21 protein-coding genes and 1 other annotated feature are annotated in these 24,378 nt (G+C 40.6%); of the genes, 3 read left to right on the forward strand and 18 right to left on the reverse strand.

Annotation, left to right across the window (positions count from 1 at the left end; genetic code table 11):
* Positions 1–106: 106 nt before the first annotated feature.
* The 4 genes from ACPWSO_RS00875 to ACPWSO_RS00890 form a co-directional block, all read right to left on the reverse strand.
* Positions 107–1,108, reverse strand: a complete 1,002-nt coding sequence (locus tag ACPWSO_RS00875) for a Gfo/Idh/MocA family protein (protein WP_426080880.1) — start codon at positions 1,106–1,108, stop codon at positions 107–109.
* Between the two features lie 120 nt (positions 1,109–1,228).
* On the reverse strand, positions 1,229–1,945 hold the full coding sequence (gene sfsA / locus ACPWSO_RS00880) for a DNA/RNA nuclease SfsA (protein ID WP_426081150.1): 717 nt from the start codon (positions 1,943–1,945) through the stop codon (positions 1,229–1,231).
* A 130-nt stretch (positions 1,946–2,075) separates the two neighbouring features.
* Positions 2,076–2,471, reverse strand: coding sequence for a VOC family protein (locus ACPWSO_RS00885; protein WP_426080882.1), 396 nt, complete (start codon positions 2,469–2,471; stop codon positions 2,076–2,078).
* 401 nt (positions 2,472–2,872) lie between these two features.
* Positions 2,873–3,343, reverse strand: a complete 471-nt coding sequence (locus ACPWSO_RS00890; protein WP_426080883.1) for a helix-turn-helix domain-containing protein — start codon at positions 3,341–3,343, stop codon at positions 2,873–2,875.
* A 257-nt stretch (positions 3,344–3,600) separates the two neighbouring features.
* Here ACPWSO_RS00890 and ACPWSO_RS00895 point away from each other — a divergent pair, with 257 nt between their 5' ends.
* Positions 3,601–4,008 (forward strand): DUF4828 domain-containing protein, encoded by a 408-nt coding sequence (locus tag ACPWSO_RS00895; protein WP_426080884.1) that lies wholly within the window; start codon positions 3,601–3,603, stop codon positions 4,006–4,008.
* A 231-nt stretch (positions 4,009–4,239) separates the two neighbouring features.
* Here ACPWSO_RS00895 and hisE read toward each other — a convergent pair whose 3' ends face one another.
* The 11 genes from hisE to gltB all read right to left on the reverse strand — a co-directional run bounded on the left by hisE (position 4,240) and on the right by gltB (position 17,175).
* The gene (gene hisE, locus ACPWSO_RS00900) at positions 4,240–4,551 is read right to left on the reverse strand and encodes a phosphoribosyl-ATP diphosphatase (RefSeq protein WP_426080885.1); all 312 of its coding nucleotides are present in this window, start codon (positions 4,549–4,551) and stop codon (positions 4,240–4,242) included.
* Positions 4,548–4,868, reverse strand: a complete 321-nt coding sequence (gene hisI / locus ACPWSO_RS00905; RefSeq protein ID WP_426080886.1) for a phosphoribosyl-AMP cyclohydrolase — start codon at positions 4,866–4,868, stop codon at positions 4,548–4,550. Before hisI ends, hisE begins: the two co-directional genes overlap by 4 nt.
* The gene (gene hisF / locus ACPWSO_RS00910; protein WP_426080887.1) at positions 4,865–5,623 is read right to left on the reverse strand and encodes an imidazole glycerol phosphate synthase subunit HisF; all 759 of its coding nucleotides are present in this window, start codon (positions 5,621–5,623) and stop codon (positions 4,865–4,867) included. The genes hisI and hisF overlap by 4 nt, the downstream gene beginning before the upstream one ends.
* Positions 5,617–6,339 (reverse strand): 1-(5-phosphoribosyl)-5-[(5-phosphoribosylamino)methylideneamino]imidazole-4-carboxamide isomerase, encoded by a 723-nt coding sequence (gene hisA / locus ACPWSO_RS00915; protein WP_426080888.1) that lies wholly within the window; start codon positions 6,337–6,339, stop codon positions 5,617–5,619. The genes hisF and hisA overlap by 7 nt, the downstream gene beginning before the upstream one ends.
* Positions 6,317–6,943 (reverse strand): imidazole glycerol phosphate synthase subunit HisH, encoded by a 627-nt coding sequence (gene hisH / locus ACPWSO_RS00920; RefSeq protein WP_426080889.1) that lies wholly within the window; start codon positions 6,941–6,943, stop codon positions 6,317–6,319. Before hisH ends, hisA begins: the two co-directional genes overlap by 23 nt.
* The gene (hisB, locus tag ACPWSO_RS00925; RefSeq protein ID WP_426080890.1) at positions 6,944–7,528 is read right to left on the reverse strand and encodes an imidazoleglycerol-phosphate dehydratase HisB; all 585 of its coding nucleotides are present in this window, start codon (positions 7,526–7,528) and stop codon (positions 6,944–6,946) included.
* Entirely contained in the window at positions 7,525–8,817 is a 1,293-nt protein-coding gene (hisD, locus tag ACPWSO_RS00930) for a histidinol dehydrogenase (protein WP_426080891.1), read from the reverse strand. The genes hisB and hisD overlap by 4 nt, the downstream gene beginning before the upstream one ends.
* Before the next feature lie 2 nt (positions 8,818–8,819).
* The gene (gene hisG, locus ACPWSO_RS00935) at positions 8,820–9,455 is read right to left on the reverse strand and encodes an ATP phosphoribosyltransferase (protein ID WP_426081151.1); all 636 of its coding nucleotides are present in this window, start codon (positions 9,453–9,455) and stop codon (positions 8,820–8,822) included.
* Positions 9,448–10,638: an ATP phosphoribosyltransferase regulatory subunit gene (gene hisZ / locus ACPWSO_RS00940; RefSeq protein ID WP_426080892.1), complete on the reverse strand. Its 1,191-nt coding sequence runs from the start codon at positions 10,636–10,638 to the stop codon at positions 9,448–9,450. The genes hisG and hisZ overlap by 8 nt, the downstream gene beginning before the upstream one ends.
* A gap of 57 nt (positions 10,639–10,695) precedes the next feature.
* Positions 10,696–10,932, reverse strand: a binding site (T-box leader).
* A 290-nt stretch (positions 10,933–11,222) separates the two neighbouring features.
* A complete protein-coding gene (locus ACPWSO_RS00945; RefSeq protein WP_426080893.1) occupies positions 11,223–12,668 on the reverse strand; it encodes a glutamate synthase subunit beta in 1,446 nt (481 codons plus the stop codon).
* A 1-nt stretch (position 12,669) separates the two neighbouring features.
* A complete protein-coding gene (gene gltB / locus ACPWSO_RS00950; protein WP_426080894.1) occupies positions 12,670–17,175 on the reverse strand; it encodes a glutamate synthase large subunit in 4,506 nt (1,501 codons plus the stop codon).
* A 250-nt stretch (positions 17,176–17,425) separates the two neighbouring features.
* On the opposite strand from gltB, the gene ACPWSO_RS00955 reads away from it, so the two are divergent.
* A complete protein-coding gene (locus tag ACPWSO_RS00955) occupies positions 17,426–18,073 on the forward strand; it encodes a metal-dependent transcriptional regulator (protein WP_426080895.1) in 648 nt (215 codons plus the stop codon).
* 15 nt (positions 18,074–18,088) lie between these two features.
* On the forward strand, positions 18,089–19,609 hold the full coding sequence (gene zwf / locus ACPWSO_RS00960; protein ID WP_426080896.1) for a glucose-6-phosphate dehydrogenase: 1,521 nt from the start codon (positions 18,089–18,091) through the stop codon (positions 19,607–19,609).
* 174 nt (positions 19,610–19,783) lie between these two features.
* Here zwf and ACPWSO_RS00965 read toward each other — a convergent pair whose 3' ends face one another.
* The 3 genes from ACPWSO_RS00965 to ileS form a co-directional block, all read right to left on the reverse strand.
* Positions 19,784–20,515: a CPBP family intramembrane glutamic endopeptidase gene (locus ACPWSO_RS00965; protein ID WP_426080897.1), complete on the reverse strand. Its 732-nt coding sequence runs from the start codon at positions 20,513–20,515 to the stop codon at positions 19,784–19,786.
* A 67-nt stretch (positions 20,516–20,582) separates the two neighbouring features.
* Positions 20,583–21,392: a MerR family transcriptional regulator gene (locus ACPWSO_RS00970; protein WP_426080898.1), complete on the reverse strand. Its 810-nt coding sequence runs from the start codon at positions 21,390–21,392 to the stop codon at positions 20,583–20,585.
* Positions 21,393–21,546: 154 nt separating this feature from the next.
* Positions 21,547–24,336: an isoleucine--tRNA ligase gene (gene ileS, locus ACPWSO_RS00975; RefSeq protein WP_426080899.1), complete on the reverse strand. Its 2,790-nt coding sequence runs from the start codon at positions 24,334–24,336 to the stop codon at positions 21,547–21,549.
* Positions 24,337–24,378: the final 42 nt, after the last annotated feature.

Below are 24,378 nucleotides of genomic sequence, written 5' to 3' on the forward strand. Positions count from 1 at the left end.
GTATCACTGTTAAAACTGTGTACCTCGGAACCAGGTTGTCGCAATCAAAACTGCTATTAGTCTTATCTATTGTTAATTTCTGTTCTTTTACTTCCTATCTTCCATTTTACTTTTTATCGGCATCAAATACAATACCTGCACTACTTCTTAAATCAGTTAAAACCTGATTGACATTTCTGGAAAGCTCGACCCATTCTTCGTATTGAACACCCCAGTTTTTATCAGCAGGATTCTCAATAACATGAGCAAAATCAGAGGCTTCCTCTACCATTGGATTTTCTTCTGTTGTCAGCGCAATAACTTCCCGCTCTTTCTGATTTCTATCATGAAATTCAGCCTTGGAAATTGCATTGATTCCATCCAGCAACAACGTACCATTGTCAAAGTAGATTTCTGATCCTTGGAAGGAGTCACCAATTTTCCCTGCTTGTATCGTTACATCAAAACGGTCATATCTTAAAATCGCTGTGCCTAGTCCATCTACACCAGTTGCGACTTTCCGTGCAAAATAATGACTTTCCTGAGGCATACCAAACCACGCCACAGCTGCATAAATCAGATAGACACCTAAATCCATTAAAGCTCCACCCGAAAAATGAGGAGAAAAGATATTCGGTTCTTCACCATCCAATACTTGGTCATAGCGGGAGGAATATTTCATATAAGTAAAGCTGGCACCAATAATTTCATTTTTTAGAGGTAGAAGTTCGCCAATTTTTTTGAAGCTTTTCTCATGAATATTTCTTGCTGCTTCAAAGAAAAACACCTTTTGCTTGTTGGCTAGATGAATAATTTCCTCCATTTCAGCAGGAGTAGTGAATGCCGGTTTTTCCACAATGACATTCTTTCCAGCTAAAATTGCTTGTTTTGCTTGTTCAAAGTGCAAAGAATTAGGGGATGCGATGTATACAGTACTCATGTGTTCAATGCCAAAAAAGGCAGCTAAATCTATGGCATATTCTACATCACCATACTTCTCACCAAACTTTTGTGCCGTTTCCAAACGTCTGGAATAAACCGCCGTTAAATCATATTTTCCAGTCTCCAATGCCGCCTGCACAAATTGTTCACTAATCCAGTTTGTTCCGATAACACCTAAATGAATCATATTCTCCTCACCTTTCTTTATTCTCGCTGTTTAAATACTTCATGTATATGAATCCTATTAAATACATGAAAGCTGACTCCATCCCTTTGCTTTGTAGATTACTTTTCCTGTAATGAATAGTCAAAAGGATTCATATAGATCAAAAGGAATTTCCTTTAGTACACGAATCGTTTCGGGCGTAACCTCACAGTTGTAGGCTAAAACATTTAATCCCAGCTTTTGACCGGCTTCAATAGCTTCTGTCAGCGCAGGCTGCATCTCTGTGTTAATTGTTGCTTTGTCAACCTGTTCAAATTGTATCACAAACAATACATAGCATTGATAGCCTTCGCTAATTGCTCTATTCAGCTCATTTACATGCTTCAGCCCTCTCAAAGTAGGCGCATCGGGAAAGGCGCCTAATCGGCTGTTTTCCAAAGTCATCCCTTTCACCTCAATGAAAGCTTTCTGCTCTGTGCTTGTTTCAACATAAATATCAAACTGTGAATTGCCATACTTTTTTTCACGCTTCACTAAAGTCATTTGTCCTGTTAATCCAGGAAGCTGAATCATCCCCTCTTTTAGCCCTTGGGCCGCCAGTGCATTAGGAACCTGACTGTCAATATTAAACCACTGACCATTCTTTTTTACAGCAATCAAATCATAAGCTGTTTTTCTTTTAGGAGACGGCTGATAGCTTAAGACTACCTCCACTTCAGGCAAAAACAGTTCGCGGCACCGTCCTGTATTTTTAACATGGACCGTCACTTGTTCGCCTGTTTCGATCATGCGGCATTCAGCAATAAAGCGATTGGGCCGACAAATAAACCGCGCCAGATGTACATCTGGATAGACTATCATCAAAACACCTCTTCTTCACCACAATACCATAGTTTGCAATCCTTAGACAAATTAGTCTTATCAGATCTTCACTAAGCAAGTATATAAATCAACTATCTAAAGACATTCAGTTAATCTTATGCTCCTATTATATACCTTTTGAATCTCTTAACTCAATAATAGTTCCTTCAGGTGCATAAAGTTTGCACAATCTTGTCTTGGCTACCTGGTAAATAACCGAGCCTTCCTTTTGAATAAACGAGTCCTGATACTTACTGAGCTCGTCTACTGCTGCTTCAAGGGACGCCACCCATAGGCAAAAATGAGCAATGCCTTCCGAATTTTGACTTTTAGGCAGCTGCTCTGCCTTTTTGCCAGTTTGCAGCTCGATATAAAAGTCATTCAAACACAGCCAGCTGTTGTAATCTCTCCCATGAAAATCAGGTGTTTCCAATTTCACTTCAAAGCCCAGAGTCTGATAGAATGCCAACGACTCTCGATAATTGTTTGTCTGAATACACAAGTGATGGACTGTTTTTTTCATCTTCAGCTTCCTTTCTTTTTTCATTCCTTCGAAGCATATCATATTTCTGTGTCTGCAAAAAGCATCTAATAAGCTGATATTAGGACACAACAACAGACTCGAATAGAAGTTTCTTGAGCCTTGAGAACCAGGTAGATACTGTTCAACATCAGCTCGTATCTTACTCTTGTTCTCAGCAAGTAAGCAAGTTTTTCTTAAAACGACAGGAAACACAAATGTGAGACCCTCGATGTTGACTGATTCTCGCCTAGTGCTTTACAAATTTAAAAAAAAGCTTGGCTTATTTCCGAAGAAATTACTTCTGTACCGCCGTTTAATTAAATTTAGGCACATTAAAAGTCTGGGAACTTGGTTTAGTACCCAGACACTTGCAGTCAGGAGTCAATAATATCCTTTTTTAACTAGCTTTCTTTTGTGCCTTTAAAGTAATAGCCGGCAATTGGATAATACAGGCAGATAAGCATTCCTCCAACTGCAAAAAATGCTGTCTCGTTTAAAGAACGCATATATAGTACTCCAGCCGTTATCACAAAAGGTAACAGCACGTATTTTACAATTGGTTGTGTAACTTTAGGTTTCAGATACGTAATCAGTAAGCGAACCGGTAAAAAGAAAATACCAAAAACTGCTGTCATTAAAATATCTTTCCATGTTATTTTCATCCCTTGTTTCCCCTTTTCCTTTGAATCATTTTTTAGAAAATCAGTTTGCAGCTGTTCGCCGAGTAGTTTTAAAGAAACTAAATCCGGTCGGCTTTTGCCAAGCTCCCATTTTGAGATGGTCTGACGAGTAACAAATACCTTGTCAGCTACTTCCTGCTGAGTTAATCCCAGCTCTTTTCTCTTCTCTTTTATTTGTTCATGTATTTCCATTTGTATTACCTCCTTGCATTTACCATATGCTAATGACAAAAAAAAGTAACGCAACTCTAAGCGTTGCGCAGTGATTTCTTACTGTTCATTTCGTAAAGCCAGTTTTAATCTGTAATCTGACAAGCTCTTCGTACTTAATTTTCCCTAACCTATGTTAAACTTCGTTAACCTTCGTTAAATTTCGTTAACAATCAGTGCTTTCCAACCCTAATTTTTTTAATTCATGCTATGATTAAAAGAAAACGGGAGGTTGGGTAATGAAGAAACACTGGTCTTTTCTATTGGGGGCTTCTGTAGTGACTGGACTTGCCAGCTCATTGTTATTTAAAAATAAAAAGAAGAAACAGGAGGCTAGTCAAACGGCTTCTGATTTGATCACTCTCTTTCAAGGGAAGTGGTGGTTTATTAATCAGGGCAAAGCTACCCAGCATCAGCTAGCCATTGACGAGAAACTGAATATTATGATTGACGGCAAACCAGTTACTTATTCATTAGTTGAATGGAATATACAGCGTTTAGTTGTTCAGGATACCTATGGTTTTCATTTAATTGTTGAAACAAGAAATAATCAGCCTTATACGCTCTATGATGAAGCTGATGACCGAACATATCTATTAGAAAAGGTCACCTCTATGGAAAAATTAACAGATTCAAAAGAAAATTAATTATAAAAATAATTATACTAAGAGTAGAGGGTAAATTCGGCTGTCAATGAATTTACCCTCTACTTTCTTTTTCAGTTTATCATGAAAAGTGACAGGAAGAACTGTTATGAACGATTAGATTTCAAGTTCTAGTCAAAAAACATTCTCCTTCACTATCATTTTAAGAATATCCTGCGTGATTCCAATATTCAACACTTTTTACCCGTTTCTTTATTTAACTTATAAATTAACTTATAAATCTTCGATCGTCTTTCGATCCTTCACTACACTCAATTTCCCCTGACGCTGCTCCAGCTCCTTCATTACTGCTTCTAAAGGGATATCCTTCTCCGCCAATAAAACCAGCATATGATAAACCAAATCTGCCGTTTCACTAATCAGCTCCTCTGGTTCATTTTTTGCAGCAATAATGACTTCTGTCGCTTCTTCTCCGACTTTTTTCAAAATTTTATCTAAACCCTTTTCAAACAAGTAGCTGGTATATGAACCTTCTTTTTGTTGTGCTTTTCGTTCCATTATTTCGGCATAAAGTTCTTCAATCATTCATTTTCCTCCTCAAGAATCACATTGAAGAAACAGCTATGTGCTCCTGTGTGACAGGCAGGACCTATCTGCTCCACCTTAATCAGCAGTGTATCTTTGTCGCAATCCGTCTGAATACTCTTTACCTTCTGGGTATGACCGCTCGTCTCGCCTTTATTCCATAATGATTGCCTTGAGCGGGAATAAAACCATGTGGTTTTTGTTTCCAGTGTTTTATTAAAGCTTTCTTCATTCATATAAGCCAACATTAATACCTCATTTGTTTGTTCTTCTATAATGATAGTAGGGATTAGTCCTTTAGAAAAATCTGGTTTCATAAACGAATACTCACTCCTTCACTGCTTAAATACGCTTTTAAATCAGGGATTTTTACTTCTCCATAATGAAATATACTGGCTGCTAGAGCAGCAGTTACACCAGTTTTTTCAAAAACTTCCAAGATATCCCTACTGCTGCCGCAGCCTCCCGAAGCAATTACAGGAACCGTAACAGCCTCGCAAACCGCTTGAAGCATCGGTAAATCATAGCCCTCTTTCGTTCCATCTGCATCCATACTTGTCAGCAGTATTTCTCCCGAACCAAGTGAAACTGCTTCTTTAGCCCATGCCACCACATCCAAACCAGTATCTTCTCTTCCACCCTTCGTATAGACATGCCAGCTGCCGTCTGCCGCCTTTTTTCCATCAATTGCAGTCACGATACACTGAGAACCAAATTTTTCAGCACCTTGTCTAATTAAATCGGGCTCATTGATAGCTGCAGAATTTAGCGATATTTTATCTGCACCAGCCTGAAGCATTCGCTTCATGTCTTCAATAGAGCGGATACCTCCGCCGACAGTTAAAGGAATGAAGACTTCCGCAGCAGTCCGCTCAACTACCTCTACCATCGTCTCGCGTTCGTCGCTTGTAGCAGTGATGTCCAGAAAGACCAGTTCATCCGCTCCCTGTTCATTGTATGCCCGGGCAATTTCTACAGGATCGCCAATACTCTGCAGGTTAACAAAATTGACGCCCTTAACCACCTGCCCATCGGTTACATCCAGACATGGGATGATTCGCTTTGTCAGCATCCAGTTGCCACCTCCTGCATTTCTTCCAGCGTAATTCGTCCCTCATAGTAGGCTTTTCCAACTATTGTTCCGTAGACACCTATAGCTGCCAGCTTTTCTAAATCAGCTTTACTGCTGACACCACCTGAAGCGATTATATTCACCTGAGGAACTACAGACAACAGCTTTTCATAGTGCTCAAAGCTGGGACCTGTTAACGTTCCATCTTTCGATATATCGGTATAAATAAGTGTCTTTACACCAATTGCCGCCATTTCCTGTGCCATACTCAGATAATCCGTCTCACTAACCTCCAGCCAGCCGCTGACAGCTACTTTTCCATGCTTGGCATCAATTCCGACAGCAATCTGTTCTCCGTACTTTTGGACTGCTTCCTTGACGAGGTCAGGGTCTTTTAGTGCTGCAGAACCGATAATAATTCGATCAATACCTAGCTCAGCGTACTTCTTCACCTGTTCGATTGAGCGAATACCGCCGCCAACTTCTACCGGTAATCCAGTTTCCCTTTTTATCTTCTCAATCAGAGCAGCATTGGTAGTGTCTCCTGCAAGAGCACCATCCAAATCAACAATATGAAGAAATTGACAGCCAGCTTTTCTAAATATCTCTGCTTGGGCCAAGGGATCTTCATTTACAACTGTCTTTTTAGAAAAATCACCTTTGACTAATCGGACAGCTGCTCCTTCCCGAATATCAATTGCCGGTAAAACGTACATGATCCACTACCTCCTTAAACCCCTTTAGTATTTTCAACCCAATCGCTCCACTTTTCTCAGGATGAAATTGAGTACCGTAAATGTGTCCTTGTGAAATCATTGCCGGAACTTTTAAAGAATACTGTACCAAAGCATCAATCGTATCCGGATCACAATCTGCATAGTAGGAATGAACAAAATAGACATATTCACCAGACATTTCCTTGGTTAAGGGTGTTTCTTTTGTAATCATCAGCTCATTCCATCCCATATGAGGAACTGGAAAGTCTTTTTCCTGAGGGATCTTTTCACAAATCCCTTCGATTAGGCCTAATCCTGCAGTATAGCCATTTTCCATACTGCCTTCCAACAGCAGCTGCATCCCTAGACAAACCCCTAGGATGGGCGTTCCGTTAGCTGCAGCCTCTTTAATAACGCTTGTCAGCTGCCGTTTTTCCAATTCAGCCATTGCGAGTGAAAATGCACCAACTCCTGGGAGGATTAGTCCATCCGCTGCTAATATTTCAACAGCATCGGCTGATAGCTTATTTTCCAGCCCTACATAGTTCAATGCCTTCTGAACATTTAAGGTATTTCCTGTATCGTAATCAATGATAACAATCATTTACAGCGTTCCTTTCGTTGAATTAACACCATGAATTTCTGCGTTGTAAGTAATAGCTTCCCGCAAAGCACGTCCTGTTGCCTTGAATAGCGATTCAATTTTGTGGTGGCTATTTTTTCCATGTAGAATTTTTAGATGCAGATTCATCTGAACATTAAATGCCAGTGCCTGAAAAAATTCCTCTGTCAGCTCTGTATCAAAGGCTCCTAGCTTAGGGTTATCAAACTCTGCGTCAAATACCAAGAAAGACCGTCCGCTTAAGTCCAAAGAAGCCATGCCCAGTGTCTCATCCATTGGTACAAAGCTGGTTCCATATCGGTTAATTCCCGCCTTGTCTCCCAATGCTTCTCTTAAACACTGACCCAAAACAATCCCGACATCTTCAACTGTATGATGACTGTCCACATCAAGATCTCCGACAGCTTTAACCTCTAGCGACATTCGGCTGTGACGGGCAAACAGGGTCAGCATATGGTCAAAAAAGCCAACTCCAGTATCAATTACCACTGGCTCCTGCTGATCCAGATTTAAAGTAAGTTCAATTTGTGTTTCTGCCGTTGTACGTTTCAAACTTGCTGTTCTCATTTGTTTTCCTCCTTGAAACGGTATTCTACAGCACGGGCATGAGCCTCTAGCCCTTCCTTTCGCGCCAGTAAAGCAATATCATCTTTAACCTCTGCCAACGCATCCTTTGTATAGTAGCTTACCTGACTATATTTTACAAAATCATACACACCAAGGGGAGAGTAAAATCTTGCTGTACCACTGGTTGGAAGTACATGATTCGTTCCGGATAAATAATCGCCAACAGGCTCTGAGGTGTACGCACCTAGAAAAATTGATCCGGCATGTTTGATTTTTTGAAGATACTGCATAGGGTCTGTCATTTGCACTTCTAAATGCTCCGGTGCGATTTCGTTCATAACCTCAATCATTTCATCAACTGAGGTCACTACGATTAGCCAGCTATGCGCTGTGATCGATTGCTCTGCAATTGCTTTTCGCGGTAAGTCAGCTAATTGAACGGCTATCTCCTCTTCTACACTCTTTGCCAGCTGTTCACAATTAGTTACTAAAAAGGTGCGTGCTAATGAATCGTGCTCTGCCTGTGAAAGTAAATCCGCTGCGATAAAGGCTGGATTAGCCTGATTATCTGCTAAAATACCAATTTCAGAAGGTCCGGCAATCATATCAATCCCTACAGTGCCAAAAACCTGTTTTTTCGCTGCGGCAACATAGGCATTTCCAGGTCCTACGATTTTATCTACCTTTGGAATTGTTTCCGTTCCATAAGCCAGAGCAGCAACTGCCTGAGCACCACCTACCTGAAAAACCCGGTCAACTCCAGCAATCTCAGCCGCTGCCAGAATAATTGCCGGAACGCCGTCAGGAGAAGGCGGGGTGACCATGATGATTTCTTCTACTCCAGCGATTTTAGCAGGTAAAACATTCATCAATACCGAAGACGGGTAAGCTGCTGTACCACCGGGAACGTATACGCCTACTCGATCCAACGGACGAACAAGCTGCCCGCGAAAAACACCTGTTTTTTCAGTGTCCATAAAATCATGCTGCTTCTGCTTCTTATGATAGCTGATAATATTCTCTTTCGCTCGTTCCAAAGCTTTCTTCACATCTGTGTCCAGCTCCTGATAAGCATTCTTCAACGCTGTTTTTGAAACCTCCAGTTCGGTCACTATAGTTTGATCAAACTGCCGAGAATAATCTTTTAGCGCAGTATCCCCCCTAGCTGCTACCTGATCAATAATCACTTTGACCTGCTGATCAATTTGCTGGTCAGCGGATTGTTTAGTCTGACTATCCTGTTTCAGTCCATCTAAGACCGTTTCTTTTGTTCCGATAATCCACTTCATGTTTATCCCTCTTTTCCAATCACTGCTTCCAGCTGCTGAAATAGCTGGAATATTTCTTGTCTTTTTCTTTTAAGCATTGCTTTATTCACAATCATGCGGGCAGATATCGAACAAATATCTTCAAAAATTTCTAATCCATTCTCCTTCAATGTTGTACCTGTTTCAACAATGTCGACAATCGCATCGGCTAGTCCTAATACTGGAGCTATTTCTACAGATCCTTCTATTTTAATGATTTCAACATCTTCACCTTTTGAACGAAAATGATTCGAGGCAATGACTGGATACTTAGTCGCAATTCTTTTTCTTTTATGATCATAGGGTTGATAATCAGCAGTTGAGGCTACAGAAAATTTGCATTTTCCAATAGCCAAATCCAGCATTTCATAGCAGCCGGACGGGTGCTCAAGCAAGACATCCTTTCCAACCACGCCAAGGTCAGCAACACCATGCCTCACATAGGTTCCGACATCTACAGCCTTTACAAGGAGAAAGGTTAACGAACCATCTGGACTGTTAAAAACCAGCTTTCTCTGTTTCTGCTGCATAAAGGATACATCAATACCCGCTTCGTCAAAAAGTGTTAGTGTCTGCTGCTCCAATCGGCCTTTTGTTAGGGCAATTGTTAAGTTACTCATCTTCTGCATCACCTATCCTCACTCTGGTTTGCTTTTTATCCTTGATAAGAATCAGCTCTTCGTAGTGCCACATTTTTCCATAGCTCAGCGCCTCTTCCCAAGTATCGAATAAAGACAGCTCTGCATCTGGTTCTTTTTTTACCAGCTCCTCAGCCATAGTGAAATCTTCCGAATCTGCATGAATTAAGATTCTTGGCTGCTTCAATTCTGCCAGAATGCCCAGCCGATATTGCAGAGCCGCCAATGTATCCAAATTTATTCCTAAACCCACCGCCGGAATTCGATCATGGCCAAACTGCTCAACCAGATGATCATAACGTCCGCCTCTTAGAAAGGCATCTGGAATCATATCCGCGAATCCATTAAATAATATGCCTGTGTAGTAATCCATCAAAGCAACTGAGCCTAAATCAACCGTCACTTCAATCCCAAGATTTTTCTGAATCAACTGTGCCATATGCTTAATTTCCAGAATTATTTCTCTAATGATTGTATCCGCCGGCAATAGCCTCTGTGCCTCAGTAAATACTTCTTCGCTATTTCCAAATAGCCTAGGCAGTCTTTGAATAAAATCGTTCAGTTCGCTAGGATGCTGCTGGATAAACTCTTTTAAACCGCTTAAATTTTTATTGTTTAGTAATTCCTTTAATGTTCTTTTTTCTTCAATATTTAATTTTAGAAACGAAGCAGTTTCTCTAAAGATTCCGGCATGTCCTAATTCAAAATGGAAATTAGGAATTTGTAACGTATTCAGAATATCGACTGCACAGGCAATACATTCTAATTCAGCTTTTGAAGAAGCAAAGCCGATTAACTCAATTCCAGCCTGCGTCAGTTCATTTTGCTCGCCAGACATTTCATCGCTAAAGCGAAATACCTTACCGCTGTAAGAAAGCTTCAAAGGCGGATGAATACCTGCAGTTGCAGCAACTCTTCCAATCGGCATAGTCATATCCGGACGTAATACCAGCAGGCGCCCCTGTTTGTCAAAAAAGCGATAGAGCAGCCCTTCTCCATCATCAGCCTGAAAAACATCTTCAAACTCAATCAGTGGCGTTTCTATACGTTGATACCCTCTCCTCTGAACAATTTGATTCAACTGCTGCTCTAGCTGATATGCACCATTTGCTTCCCGAAACAACCGGTCTTTAGTGCCTGACGGGAGACTTCTATTCCATTTCACAGCACCCACATCCTTTCTATTCTTACTGTATACAAAAAGTCCTCTTGGCAAATAAGCCAAGAGGACGAGAAGTTTTTTTCACGTGGTTCCACCTCAGATTCATTTCTGCTTCACAGCAGAAACCTCTGTTAGTCAAGTGACTAAAAGCGATAACGGGCAATCCCCGATTTTTCCTACATTGATTCAGAAAAATAATTTACAGGCGTGTTCAATAGTAAACAACTATTTCCTCTCACCGACCGGAAACTCTCTAAAGTCATTGATACTATCTACTATTCTGATCATCATTTTTTCATCATATTCTCATTTATTTCTAAAAACTTTACCATGAATCATAACGATAGTCAATAGGCTACAAGTGAAAACCATAATAATAAAAACCTTTATTGTCCCTCTAGAAAACAGCATAGAAATACTTATAACAGAATGGAAACAAAAATATTGAGCTTTGAGAAATGAGTTGAGAGCCATAAAATTGAAAAGTAGTTTACGAAAGCTGCTTTTCATTTATCAGTACAAACCACTTCTATAGTTGACTCCTACTTGATCTTATTCTTGACTATCTTCTATTCTCTGTCAGTTTTTTACTGAGCTTGTGCAATTAACGACCGCAATGTTTTATCCACATTTTCAGCAGCCAGACGACCTTCACGAATCGCCCAGATAACCAGACTCTGGCCGCGTTTGGCATCACCGGCGACATAAACTCGTTCATTATTTGTTGTATAGTCATCATAAACTTCATTTATATTGAACTGATCTAACAGACTTTTTTCAGGTCCGGTGAATCCCATTGCCAGCAGAACTAAATCCGCCTTTAATGTCTTTTCCGTTCCAGCAATGGGCTGAAATGCCTGATCAACTTCTACTGTTTCCAAACCGATAACCTGTCCTCTTTCTGCACCAATAAAGGCAGTTGTAGAGGTCTGATAGAGAGTCAAAGCTTCTTTCTGAACCGCTTCGGCTTCTTCCTGTCCGTAGCCCTTCTTATCCACAAAAGGATATTCAGGCCAAGGATTTGCTTCGGTTCTGTCATGGGGCATCCTAGGAGTAATTTCAAGCTGCTTAACAGAAGCGCAGCCTTGCCGAATCGCAGAGCCAATACAGTCATTTCCTGTATCGCCGCCGCCAATAACAATCACATGCTTCCCTTCCAGTTTTTTGCTGTTTGCTTCGGTACCATGTTTCAGAACATCTTTTGTTGCCTCTGTTAAATAATCAACAGCAAATTGTACTCCTTGAAACTCTCGGCCTGCTACCTTTAAATCTCTCGGTACACTGGCGCCAGTTGCTACAATCACGCGGTCAAAGATTTGGTACAGGGCTTCAACTGAAAGGTCTACCCCAATTTCTGTATTTCCTATGAAGGCAATCCCCACCTCTTTCATCACATCAATTCGACGCTGAACGACCTTCTTATCCAGTTTCATATTGGGAATACCATACATCAGCAAGCCGCCAAAGCGGTCTGAGCGTTCATAAATAGTTACTTCATGTCCTAACTGATTTAAACGCCATGCTGCGGATAGCCCAGCAGGTCCACTGCCGATAACAGCAATTTTGAAGCCTGTTTTTTCTTTCGGCAATCCAGTAGGTTTGACCCAATCATTTTCAAAGGCTGTATCAATGATAAACCGTTCATTATCATGAATGGCTACACCAGAACCATTCAACGCTTCTGTACAAGACTTTTCACAGGGAGCTGGACAAACCCGGCCAGTCATTTCCGGAATGGGATTTGTTCTACTTAGACGTTCCCAGGCTTTCTTGTATTCTCCACGGTAAACCAAATCATTCCATTCAGGAATTAAATTATCATTAGGGCAACCGGAAACCGCACGTTTGCCGCCATAGAAAACACCTGTATGACAAAAAGGAATACCGCAATTCATACATCGTGCTGCCTGCTCCTGCCGTTCATCTTCCGGCAGCGGAACTTGTAGTTCTTCCCAATCATTGATTCGTTCGGCAACAGGCCGATAAGGGTTTTCTTTACGAGAATATTTTAAAAATCCAAATGGATCAGCCATCCTAATCACGCTCCTTTACAGTGGGTTTTGGCGGAGCTGTCTGAGCGCCAACAACTGCTTCAAATGCTGTCTTCAGCAGCTCATCTCCAGATAATCCCTCATTACGGAATTTTTCAGTAACATTAACCATTTCATGGTATTCTTTTGGATACACTTTAACAAAATGCTTTCGTTCAGTTTCCCAGTCATTCAGAATAGTCTGTGCTTTTTCAGACTCCGTATACTCATTGTGCTTTTCTATCAGCTCTTTCAATATACTATCGTCCCCTGATTCATCCAGCTGGAATAATTCAATCATTTCCATATTACATTTTCCTGCAAACTGCTGCTCTGGATCATAAACATAAGCTACACCACCAGACATCCCTGCACCAAAGTTACGGCCAGTCTGTCCAAGGATAACGGCTACACCACCAGTCATATATTCACAGCCATGATCCCCTACACCTTCAACGACAACCTTGGCTCCACTGTTTCTAACACAGAAGCGTTCGCCGCCTGTTCCTCTGAAATAGGCTTCTCCGCGGTTGGCGCCAAAGCATGCTACATTTCCGACAATCGGTGAATGCTCAGCCTGATAACCAGCATCCTCCGGAGGTACGATAATCAGCCGTCCGCCGCTTAAACCCTTGCCTACATAATCATTAGCCTCTCCCGTCAGTTTCAGCACCATGCCCTGAGTGATAAATGCACCAAAGCTCTGACCGGCAATGCCTTTATAATGATACGTAATTAGCCCAGGCTCCAGCTCATAATTACCAAAACGCTCTGCAATCCAGCCGCCCATTCGAGCTCCTACGGTTCGATTGACGTTGTTGATTGTCTCTTCCACATATTTTTTTTGATTATTTTTGATTGCTGCTCCTGCAAAAGCATCCAGCTCTTTCCACTGGCGTTTTTCCTGAAATGGATCTTCGCATTTTCTTTCAATTCCCATTGTATTTCCGAGAATTCTTGAAAAATCTAAAGATTTAGCTTTGCCTTTCGCTACGAATTTTGGCTTTAATATTTCTGTGTGGCCAATCATTTCATCAATCGTGCGAAAGCCTAGTTCTGCCATCAGTTCCCGCAGATCCTCAGCAATAAACATCATCCCATTAATCACATGCTCCGGTTTGCCGGCAAAAAACTTCCGTAATGCCGGATTTTGAGTAGCAACGCCTACCGGACATGTATTGAGGCTGCAGACACGCATCATCACACAGCCAACTGCTACCAGTGCTAATGAAGCAAAGCTATATTCCTCAGCACCCAATAAAGCAGCAACTGCCACATCGCGTCCGGTCATCAGCTTACCGTCTGTTTCTAATGTCATCCGCTGACGCAGCTCATTTAACGACAAGGTCTGATGTGCTTCCGCAAGTCCCATCTCCCATGGCAGTCCAGCATCTCTGACAGAATTTCTTGGTGAAGCTCCTGTACCACCGTCATAGCCTGAAATAACAACTACATCTGCTCCTGCCTTTACTACTCCTGTAGCAATCGTTCCCACACCTGTACTGGAAACCAATTTTACATTAATTCGAGCATACGGATTTATCGCTTTCAAATCATAAATAAGCTGAGCCAAATCCTCGATTGAATAGATATCATGATGAGGCGGCGGTGATATCAGCCGCACACCAGGTGTCGAACCGCGAATTTCTGCTACCCATGGAAATACCTTATTTCCCGGCAGCTGTCCGCCTTCTCCAGGTTTTGCACCTTGAGCAATCTTAATTTGAAGCTCTTCGGCACTCATTAGGTATTCGGCATTCACTCCAAAACGACCTGAAGCAACCTGCTTAATTTTACTATTTAAATTTACACCATTTGCTTTTGCTTTAAACCTATTACGGTTTTCACCGCCTTCACCGCTATTTGATTTTGCCCCAATTCGGTTCATGGCTTCAGCAATACACTCATGAGCTTCCTGACTCAAGGAGCCATAGCTCATCGCCCCCACTTTAAATCGTTTCACAATTGTTTCCGCTGGCTCAACCTCTGATAGCTTTACTGGGGCACGATCACTTGTAAACGTCCACATTGACCGCAGGGTAGTTGGTGTGTCTATCTCCTCTTGATTAAGCTGTGCTGCATATTTTTTATATAAACTGTAATCCCCCAAGCGTACTGCTTGTTGAAAATTATAGATGGTTTGAGGATTGAACAAATGATGCTCTCCGTCTGCCTTGTATTGAAAACTGCCTCCTGAAGGAAGAAAATCCTGTTCTTTTTCTCCGTATGCAGCTTCATAGCGAGCCAGATATTCCTTTTCAATCTGATTCAGAGACAAGCCGCCTATTCGGGTAACTGTTCCTGTGAAAAATTGACTGATAACATCTTCAGACAAGCCTACAGCTTCAAAAAGCTGCGCACCATGATACCCCGAAACTGTGGAAATCCCCATCCGGGACATGACTTTAACAATTCCTTTTTCTGCTGCCTGCCGGTATTTTTCAATTTTATCAGTTAAGTGATAGTCCTTTAGCGTTTCATAAGTTCCGTAAGGATGAATAGCACTTGCTCCGTAGCCAATCAGCATAGCATAGTGATGAACCTCTGCTACTTCAGCAGAATCAGCGATTATTGATGCTAGCCCTCTTTTTCCTTGTTCTACAAGATAGTTGTGCAGACCAGAAACCGCCAGCAGAATCGGAATGGCCAGCTTTCCTTTCCCCCATTCTCTATCAGACAAAATAATGATTGTAGCACCATTATCTATTTTTTCCTCGACTTCTTTAAACATTGTCTCCAATGCCCGCTGTATACGATTGGGAACTTCTGGAGCTAAAGAGTAATTGATGGATTGAACCATACTTTTTTGACCTCGGCTATCCAATGTTTGAATTTTCAGGAAATCAGTTGTAGACAGAACCGGACTTTCAATCTTCAGCTTGTTACAATTTTCTTTATGATCAACCAGAAGATTTCCATCTCGTCCTAAGAACATTTCTGTTCCAATAACTAGTTTTTCCCGAATTGCATCAATAGGCGGATTGGTCACTTGAGCAAACTGCTGTTTGAAGTAGGTGAACAACGACTGAGGCTTCTCGCTTAAGACTGCAAGGGGAGAATCATAGCCCATAGAAATAACGGGTTCTTCTCCATTTTCAGCCATCGGTAGAATCGTCATCCGGATAATTTCATCGGTATAGCCATTGAGCTTCCACAAGCGATTCAACTCTTTTTCCGACAGCGGTTTGAAAACCTCTTCACTTTCAGTCAGCTGTTCGATTGTCAGCTGCTGTTCGTCAAGCCATTCCCGGTAAGGATGCTTTCCTGCATACCGTTCCTTAATTTCATCATTACGATAAAACTTTCCAGCAATAGTATCCACTAGAATCATATTGGCTGGTCCGAGAACCCCTTTTTCAATAACTCTTGAAGGCTCAAGATCAACAACCCCTGATTCAGAGGCTACGACAATATAATTATCTTTTGTAATCGAGTATCGGGAAGGCCGCAGACCATTTCTGTCAAGTGCTGCCCCCACCATTTCTCCATCCGTAAAACACAGTGCTGCTGGTCCATCCCATGGTGCTGTGAAACTGGAGTTATATTCATAAAAGGCAGCAATTTCTTCTTTCAAATTTGCTTCTTTTGACCACGCCTCTGGAATCATCATCATCAGAGCATGAGGAATATCCCGGCCATTTCGGTACAAGTGTTCCATACAGTTTTCTAATTTTGCAGAATCTGAATTTTCCGAATTATAAACATCAATGTGGTGGCTGTGCATCCAGTTCTCTGCACCTCTTAAAGTGTTGATTTCACCATTATGAGCTAAGAATCTAAAAGGCTGTGCCCGGTCCCAGCTTGGAAATGTATTGGTAGAAAATCGGGAATGAATAAGGGCGATGCTGCTTTCCAGCGTTTTATCCTGTAAATCTGGATAAAACAAACGCACCTGATAGGCATGAAGCATTCCCTTATAAACAATTGTTTTTGAAGAAAGGCTGCAGATTGCCAGTTCGTCAGATGAATAGATTTTTTCCAGCTCTCTGCGAAGTAGGAAAAGACGGTCCTCAAATTCTCTTCCTGTTTTAACGTCAATAGGTTTTTCAATGAAAATCTGAACAATGCCCGGCATAACTTTTTGAGCACCCGGACCACAGTATTCGAAGGCAAAGGGAACATCCCGCTCCCAAACAACACGATAACCAGCAGCTGTAATTTCATGTTTCAATGACTGCAGCAGTTCATGCTTTTCTGTTTCCTCCTGCGGAAGAAACAACATACCTACTCCGTATTCCTGTCTATCCGGCAGTGTAATTTGTTCAGCAGCTGCTTTCTTTTGAAAGAAGGTATCCGGCATAGCCATTAAAATTCCGGCACCATCTCCTGTATCAGGCTCTGCACCTGTACCGCCCCGATGATTCATGCGCTCCAGCATCGTCAGAGCATTGTCAATTAGCTGATGGGAAGCAATTCCATCGATTTGTGCAATGAAGCCCATTCCACAAGCATCTTTTTCAAAAGCAGGATCATACATCAAGCGCTTCTTTTCCATGGCATTTTTTCCCATTCACATCATCCCTTTTAAATAGTTTGAAAATTCTAATTTTTTCCTAATAGTTTAACCGTTTCTTTTTGATTTTACAATAGTATAGTGAAAATTTCAGAAAAAATAACGCTAGTAACCTTATTAATTCAATGAATTTTTGAAAAGAGAAGAACTTTTCCTGAACTTTTCAAGATTAATATCTTATTAAATGGTCAAAAAGAAGCTTTTCTGATAAACTGTTTTTGATGGTTCCTGAGAAAGGATGAAAAATATGACACCAAATCGAGAAGATTATTTAAAACTTATCTTCGAATTAGGCGGAGATGAAAATAAAATCAACAATAAACATATTGTTTCCGGCTTAAATGTATCAGCTGCCTCTGTCAGTGAAATGATTTCCAAGCTTGTAAAAGAAGGTTTGGTTCATCACTCACCTTATCAGGGGGTACAGCTGACAGAGCTTGGTCTGACAAAAGCCAGTACTCTCATTCGAAAACATCGTTTGTGGGAGGTTTTTCTGGTTGAACACCTAAATTATTCATGGAACGAAGTCCATGATGATGCTGAAGTTTTAGAACACGTGACTTCAAAAACTTTGGCTGATCGCTTATCTGATTACTTGAATCATCCAAAATTTTGTCCTCATGGAGGCGTAATTCCTGAAGCAGGTCAGCCGGTACATGAAGCGAAGCATCAGACACTCACTGATTATCCTGTGGGCACCCATATCCAAATTGCCCGGGTTCTTGATGAAAAAGAGCTGTTGGACTATTTAGTCTCTATCAATTTAAATATCCACGAAGAATATAGGATTGACGAAATTGCAGCATACGAAGGTCCAATCACTATTAGTAATTCAGACAAAACGCTGGTTGTCAGCTATAAAGCAGCCAGTACAATTTTTGTTGATCCATTATAGAAAGGGAGGAACATAATGAACGAGAATGTCGCACTGTTTACAATATTTGGAGGGACGGGAGATCTTGCCAAAAGAAAGCTGTACCCTTCTCTTTTTCGACTCTATAAAAAAGGAAATCTTGGTGAACATTTTGCAGTTATTGGTACCGCCCGCCGAGAATGGTCTGATGAATATTACCGGGACATCGTTCGGGAAACAATCGAAGCTCTAGAGCCAACAAAAGAAGAAGCAGATGCTTTCGCCAGTCATTTTTATTACCAATCCCACAATGTGAACGATACAGAGCATTATGATACATTGAAGCGTTTATCCGATGAACTGGATCAGAAATATCAGCTGGAAGGCAATCGTATCTATTATTTAGCAATGGCGCCGCAGTTTTTCGGAACAATCGTCAAACATCTGAAATCACAAAAAATCTTAACCGAAAACGGCTTTGACCGTCTAATTATTGAGAAGCCTTTTGGTACAGATTATGAAACTGCCTATAAATTAAACGAAGAAATTCGTGCGGTCTTTCCTGAAAAAGATATTTTTCGGATTGACCACTATCTCGGCAAAGAAATGATTCAAAATATTTCCGCTATCCGCTTTGCCAATAATATTTTTGAAGCTCAGTGGAACAACCGCTATATTGATAATGTTCAAATTACTTTTGCAGAAAGCTTGGGTGTGGAAGACCGCGGCGGCTATTATGAAGACAGCGGTGCTCTGAAGGATATGGTTCAAAACCATATTTTACAAGTCCTTGCGCTACTTGCAATGGAACCTCCCGTTACCTTTTCCGAAGCAGAAATACGTGCTGAAAAGGTTAAAGCTCTGAAAGCAATCCGACTTTATAATGAAGAAGAGGCTTTAAAAAACTTTGTCCGCGGGCAATATGGACCTGGCAGCCTTGACGATCAGGACTTTGCCGGCTATCGGGAAGAACCGAATGTTGGAGAAACCTCTCAGACTGAAACCTTCGCAGCTGGAAAATTCTATATCGATAACTTCCGTTGGTCTGGCGTTCCTTTCTACATTCGAACTGGAAAACGGCTGACTGAAAAGGGTACCCGCATAAACATTGTCTTCAAGCAAGTACCTATTAATGTGTTTAAGGATGATATTGAACACTGCGAAGAAAAGAACGACCTACCACCAAATGTTTTAACAATTTATATTCAGCCAACCGAAGGCTTCTCAATGACGCTAAATGGAAAGGAAATCGGCCAAGGATTCAAAACTGATCCAGTTAAGCTTGATTTTCGTCATAGCGCTGAGGTAACCGGCAATAGCCCTGAAGCATATGAGAAACTTTTATTAGACGGTTTAAATGGAGATGGAACGAATTTTTCACATTGGGATGAAGTAGCACAGTCATGGAAGATTGTGGATATAATTCGCCAAGCTTGGGATAAAACAGCTGTTGACTTCCCAAATTATTCAGCTGGAACAATGGGACCAAAATCAGCCTTTGACCTATTGAAAGCGGACGGCTTCCAATGGATTTGGGAACCGGATATCTGGTATCGCGAGCGTGGAAAATTAGAGTAAGTAAATAACACGGGGATGGGACAGAATGATGTGCGCCCTTAAAGCTGTTTTCCTATTCAACTTTTGCTTCAACTGTAAATTGTACTAGCGATACAAAAAACTAAATAAGAGTAAAGAACTTGAAATAAAAAACAGAGAATTTCTGATTTTATTTCAAGTTCTATTTTTTAGTTTTTAGACACGTCCTAATAAACTAAGTATTGGAAAAATATCTGTGGTATTTGCCAAGCAATGAACAATAATTCCCAGCTTCAAGGAATGTTTCTTTGAAACGGTATAATAGAGCGGCAGCAGACCGATAATCCGGGTAATAATCAGCCATGGGGACCAGAAATGATAGCAGGCAAACAGTACAGTGTTCAAGACTATGCCTCGATTTCCCAGCCATTTCATCCGATTCAGAAGAAATCCTCTAAAATAAAACTCTTCAATTATTGGATACAATACTGCAAAAACAAAGATATAAACAAACAGTACAGCAATAATTACTGGTTTTGAGTAACCTGTCAATAATTGATTCAATTGAAATTCAGCTGGCATAAAATTGAAAATGGTATCTAGAAGCAAACTGCTTAAGGGTTTAAAGATAGTGAAGCAAATTCCCAAAAACATAAATAATCCTACTCCGTAGACTATCAGTTTTTTATTTCGTTTCTCCGTGCGAAAGCCCATAATCTTAAGAAAATTCCAGCTGCCAGTCTCTTTTTTAGACTGATAGCAAAGGTATCCTCCTTCCCATCCGATAATTCCAATAATACCAGCAGTCGCAAGTATAAACACATTGGGCATTCCTCTTAAAAGACCTGAGCGAATCAGCAGTAGCTGACACAGAACTGTCAGAAGTCCTGGAAAAAGATGCAGGAAAATTAAGTGTCCAATATTTTTTAGTTGTTGATTATCATTCATTTTTATCCTCTCCAATCTTATAATTCAACCTTAAACTATGGGACAGTCCTAAGGTCAAGAAAATTTTTTAAGAATGGTAAGGAACGTATATTTCTAAATAAGATTTAGTTTTATTGTTTTCATTTGCCAGAAGCAAGAGTCCAATAATTGCTTTCCCAATAGGTCGTAAGCCATTATCTGCCATATACTTCTGCGTCTTACTAAAAATCTGAGCCATCACATCCAACTGTTCTCCTCCATCTTCGATAATTGTGTACACACAATCGTTAAAAGAAAGAATATCCACTGTATCTGTGTGCTCAGCAAGCTTCGTAATCAGCATTTGAGAGTCGGTTACACCTGTATCATCAAAGGAAAGAAAACGCTTTAGCTGTGTAAGCTTTGCTCTTTCCTCAGCCACTTCACGAACAATTGAAAATTCTTCATAGGCACGAAAATCAGAAAATGTTCCAACTATTTTCTGAGCTGGAAATTTTTTAATCGAATAGCGATGTAAGTGCTGCTTTATATCCACCAGCTTTTGCTGGATTTTTTCAATCTGTCTTTGTGAGGCTCTTAAGTTCTCAATTTCAGCTGCTAATTTCTTTTGCTTTTCTTCTAAGATAAATCCAAGCTCCTCTAAGTCTGTTTGACTATTAATTTGTGTAATTGTCTTAAAATCAAGATCGAGAGAACGATAGAAATCAATTGCCAGAATTTTATCAATATCTTCCGATGTGTATTCCCGATAAAGATTTTCCCGATTTTGAGATGGAACAAATACTTTTTTCTTCTCATAATAACGCAGCTGATCCTTTGAAATTCCAAGAAAAGCAGCTACTTGTCCGATAGAGTAGATTCCGATCACTTCCTTTTTATAAAAAAGGAACTGTGCCATTAGTCACACGACTATGTCACAGTTCCTTAAATTTGAACAAACACTTTTTTGAAAGAGTATTTCAACCATTATGCTTTTACTCTAAATTAGTTACCATTATTTGTAGCTATACGCTACAAGTAAAGATTTTCTCTCAGTAGACTTAAGCTTATAATTATCCTTCAAAACCTTCTGCAACAGCTTCTTCATAGTTTTCTTCTACAATTTTGGCACAACGTCCGCACAGTGTCGGTAGTTTTTCATCTGTACCAACATCTGTTCTAACAGACCGGCAGCGTTCACAGGTTTCTCCTGCTGCTGCTTCCACAGCCACACGCATATCGTCAAAGACAACAGCAGTTTCAGGAGCTACAGCTGTAGCTTCCGCAATTTCAAATTCAGAAACAATCAGCAGCTGTGCTACATTTGCATCTACCGCAGTCAGAAGCTGACGTACCTGTTCATTCGGATAAACCGTTACCTTGGCTTCTAATGATTTACCAATCAGCTTAGAATTTCGTGCTTCTTCCAGAGCTTTCAGAACTTCATCTCTAAAGTCCATAAAGGCAGCCCAGACATCCATCAATTCATCTTGATTAGAAAATTCTTCGTAGCCAGGGAATTCAGCTAATTGCACATACTCTTCCTCTTCTTTTAAGAAGCTCCAGATTTCTTCCGAAGTATGAGGGATGATTGGCGTTAATAATTTAGTCAGCGCAACAGCTGTTTGATAGAAAACAGTCTGCATACAACGTCGTTGATAATCATTTTCTGCTTCAATGTAAACAACATCTTTGGCAAAGTCTAAATAGAACGCAGATAGATCAACTGTTAGGAAATTCATAACAGAACGGTAGATTTGCATAAAGTTGTATTTTTCATAACCTTTTTCACGGATTTCTTTGATTACCTGATTTAAGCGAACCGTCATATATTTATCTACTGAACGAAGATCTTCAAAAGAAACACTATGTTCAGCTGGATCAAAATCACTGGTATTAGCTAACAGAAAGCGCATAGTATTACGAATTTTACGATAAACTTCTGAAACCTGATTTAAGATATCCATTGACACCCGCACATCTGATTCAGTATCTACACTGCTCACCCAAAGACGCAGAATATCTGCACCCATCTGCTTGATTACTTTCTCAGGTAAAATTGTATTGCCAAGAGATTTACTCATCTTGCGTCCTTCACCATCCAGGGTAAATCCTTGAGAAAGAACGGCTTTATAAGGTGCAACACCATTAATTGCTACACTTGTTGTAATACTTGAATTAAACCAGCCACGGTACTGATCAGAGCCTTCAAGATACATATCTGCCGGGAAGCTTAGCTCTGGGCGCTGACGCAATACAGCCTCATGAGATGAACCAGAATCAAACCAAACATCCATAATATCTGTTTCTTTGGTAAAGGTTCCATTTGGGGAGCCTTCATGCGTAAAGCCTTCTGGAAGTAAATCTGCTGCTTCTTTTTCATACCAAATATTTGAACCGTGCTCAGCAAACAAATTAGCTACGTGTTCAATCGTTTCTGGTGTAATAATTGCTTCTCCGTTTTCAGCATAAAAGATTGGAAGCGGAACACCCCAAGCACGCTGACGGGAGATAACCCAATCACCACGATCACGAATCATATTATAAAGACGTGTTTTCCCCCATGGAATAATCCAGTCTACTTTTTCAACTTCATCAAGAATGTCCTGACGGAATTTATCGATTGAAGCAAACCATTGCGGAGTAGCTCTGTAAATAACTGGTTTTTTAGTACGCCAGTCATGAGGATAGCTATGAGTGAAGAAGTCCAGCTTCAATAATGCATCCTTCTCGTCTAGCAGTGCTGTAATCATCGGATTTGCTTTATCATAGAAAACTCCTTCAAATCCTGGTGCTTCTTCTGTAAATACACCGCGGCTGTCAACAGGTGATAAAACATCAAGATTATATTTTTTACTGACAATATAGTCATCTTCACCATGCCCTGGTGCAGTATGAACTAAACCTGTACCAGCTTCCAATGTAACGTGGTCGCCTAGCATAACCAATGAAGTACGGTCATAAAATGGATGCTGAGCAGTCATATATTCCATGTCTTTTCCATCAATAGTATCAACAATTTCAATTTCATCCCAGCCGATAGCTTCTTTCACTTGCTCTACTAAATCTTTAGCTACGACATATTTTTTTCCATAGGCTTTAACTACAGCATATTTATAATCCGCGTTTACAGAAATACCCAGATTTGCAGGCAACGTCCATGGAGTTGTCGTCCAGATGACTAATGAAGTATCTGTATCAAGCAGGCCTTTTCCATCTACAATTTTAAATGCTACATAAATTGAAGCAGATTTAACATCTTTGTATTCAATTTCGGCTTCCGCTAAGGATGATTCGCTGGACGGAGACCAATAGATTGGCTTCAAGCCTTTATAAATATAGCCTTTTTCTGCCATCTTTCCGAACACACGGATTTCTGCTGCTTCATAGGTAGGCTCTAATGTGATATAAGGATGATCCCAGTCGCCGCCAATTCCAAGACGCTTAAAATCAGCCCGTTGTGTATCTACCTGTGAACGTGCATATTCTTCACATTTTTTCCGATATTCTGCTAAAGACATTTCTTTTCTTTTAATTCCTTTATTAGTCAGAACTTGTTCAATCGGCAAACCATGTGTGTCCCATCCGGGAACATATGGAGAACGGTAACCAGACATTGATTTAGAACGAACAATGATGTCCTTGCTGATTTTATTTAACGCATGACCCAGGTGAATATTTCCATTTGCATACGGTGGTCCATCATGAAGAATAAATGTTGGTTTTCCCTCGTTCAGTTGTTGTCTTTTTTCATAAATTTCTTTTTCTTCCCAATCCTTCTGCCAATCAACTTCTCTGTTTGGCAAATTGCCGCGCATTGGAAAAGCTGTTTTTCCAAGCTGTAGGGTATCTTTCATTTTCATCTTTACTTCCTCACTTTCAAATGTATTACTGCTGTCTATATG

It is taken from the genome of Enterococcus sp. LJL51, from assembly GCF_049894025.1.
Classification (GTDB): Bacteria; Bacillota; Bacilli; order Lactobacillales; family Enterococcaceae; genus Enterococcus_L.

What these genes read in the sequence shown, in the direction of transcription:
- ACPWSO_RS00875 (WP_426080880.1), bottom strand. Translation starts at nt 1,108, where the DNA reads ATGATTCATTTAGGTGTTATCGGAACAAACTGGATTAGTGAACAATTT.
- ACPWSO_RS00885 (WP_426080882.1), bottom strand. Translation starts at nt 2,471, where the DNA reads ATGAAAAAAACAGTCCATCACTTGTGTATTCAGACAAACAATTATCGA.
- ACPWSO_RS00890 (WP_426080883.1), bottom strand. Translation starts at nt 3,343, where the DNA reads ATGGAAATACATGAACAAATAAAAGAGAAGAGAAAAGAGCTGGGATTA.
- ACPWSO_RS00895 (WP_426080884.1), top strand. Translation starts at nt 3,601, where the DNA reads ATGAAGAAACACTGGTCTTTTCTATTGGGGGCTTCTGTAGTGACTGGA.
- hisE (WP_426080885.1), bottom strand. Translation starts at nt 4,551, where the DNA reads ATGATTGAAGAACTTTATGCCGAAATAATGGAACGAAAAGCACAACAA.
- hisI (WP_426080886.1), bottom strand. Translation starts at nt 4,868, where the DNA reads ATGAAACCAGATTTTTCTAAAGGACTAATCCCTACTATCATTATAGAA.
- hisF (WP_426080887.1), bottom strand. Translation starts at nt 5,623, where the DNA reads ATGCTGACAAAGCGAATCATCCCATGTCTGGATGTAACCGATGGGCAG.
- hisA (WP_426080888.1), bottom strand. Translation starts at nt 6,339, where the DNA reads ATGTACGTTTTACCGGCAATTGATATTCGGGAAGGAGCAGCTGTCCGA.
- hisH (WP_426080889.1), bottom strand. Translation starts at nt 6,943, where the DNA reads ATGATTGTTATCATTGATTACGATACAGGAAATACCTTAAATGTTCAG.
- hisB (WP_426080890.1), bottom strand. Translation starts at nt 7,528, where the DNA reads ATGAGAACAGCAAGTTTGAAACGTACAACGGCAGAAACACAAATTGAA.
- hisD (WP_426080891.1), bottom strand. Translation starts at nt 8,817, where the DNA reads ATGAAGTGGATTATCGGAACAAAAGAAACGGTCTTAGATGGACTGAAA.
- hisG (WP_426081151.1), bottom strand. Translation starts at nt 9,455, where the DNA reads ATGAGTAACTTAACAATTGCCCTAACAAAAGGCCGATTGGAGCAGCAG.
- ACPWSO_RS00945 (WP_426080893.1), bottom strand. Translation starts at nt 12,668, where the DNA reads ATGGCTGATCCATTTGGATTTTTAAAATATTCTCGTAAAGAAAACCCT.
- gltB (WP_426080894.1), bottom strand. Translation starts at nt 17,175, where the DNA reads ATGGGAAAAAATGCCATGGAAAAGAAGCGCTTGATGTATGATCCTGCT.
- ACPWSO_RS00955 (WP_426080895.1), top strand. Translation starts at nt 17,426, where the DNA reads ATGACACCAAATCGAGAAGATTATTTAAAACTTATCTTCGAATTAGGC.
- zwf (WP_426080896.1), top strand. Translation starts at nt 18,089, where the DNA reads ATGAACGAGAATGTCGCACTGTTTACAATATTTGGAGGGACGGGAGAT.
- ACPWSO_RS00965 (WP_426080897.1), bottom strand. Translation starts at nt 20,515, where the DNA reads ATGAATGATAATCAACAACTAAAAAATATTGGACACTTAATTTTCCTG.
- ACPWSO_RS00970 (WP_426080898.1), bottom strand. Translation starts at nt 21,392, where the DNA reads ATGGCACAGTTCCTTTTTTATAAAAAGGAAGTGATCGGAATCTACTCT.
- ileS (WP_426080899.1), bottom strand. Translation starts at nt 24,336, where the DNA reads ATGAAAATGAAAGATACCCTACAGCTTGGAAAAACAGCTTTTCCAATG.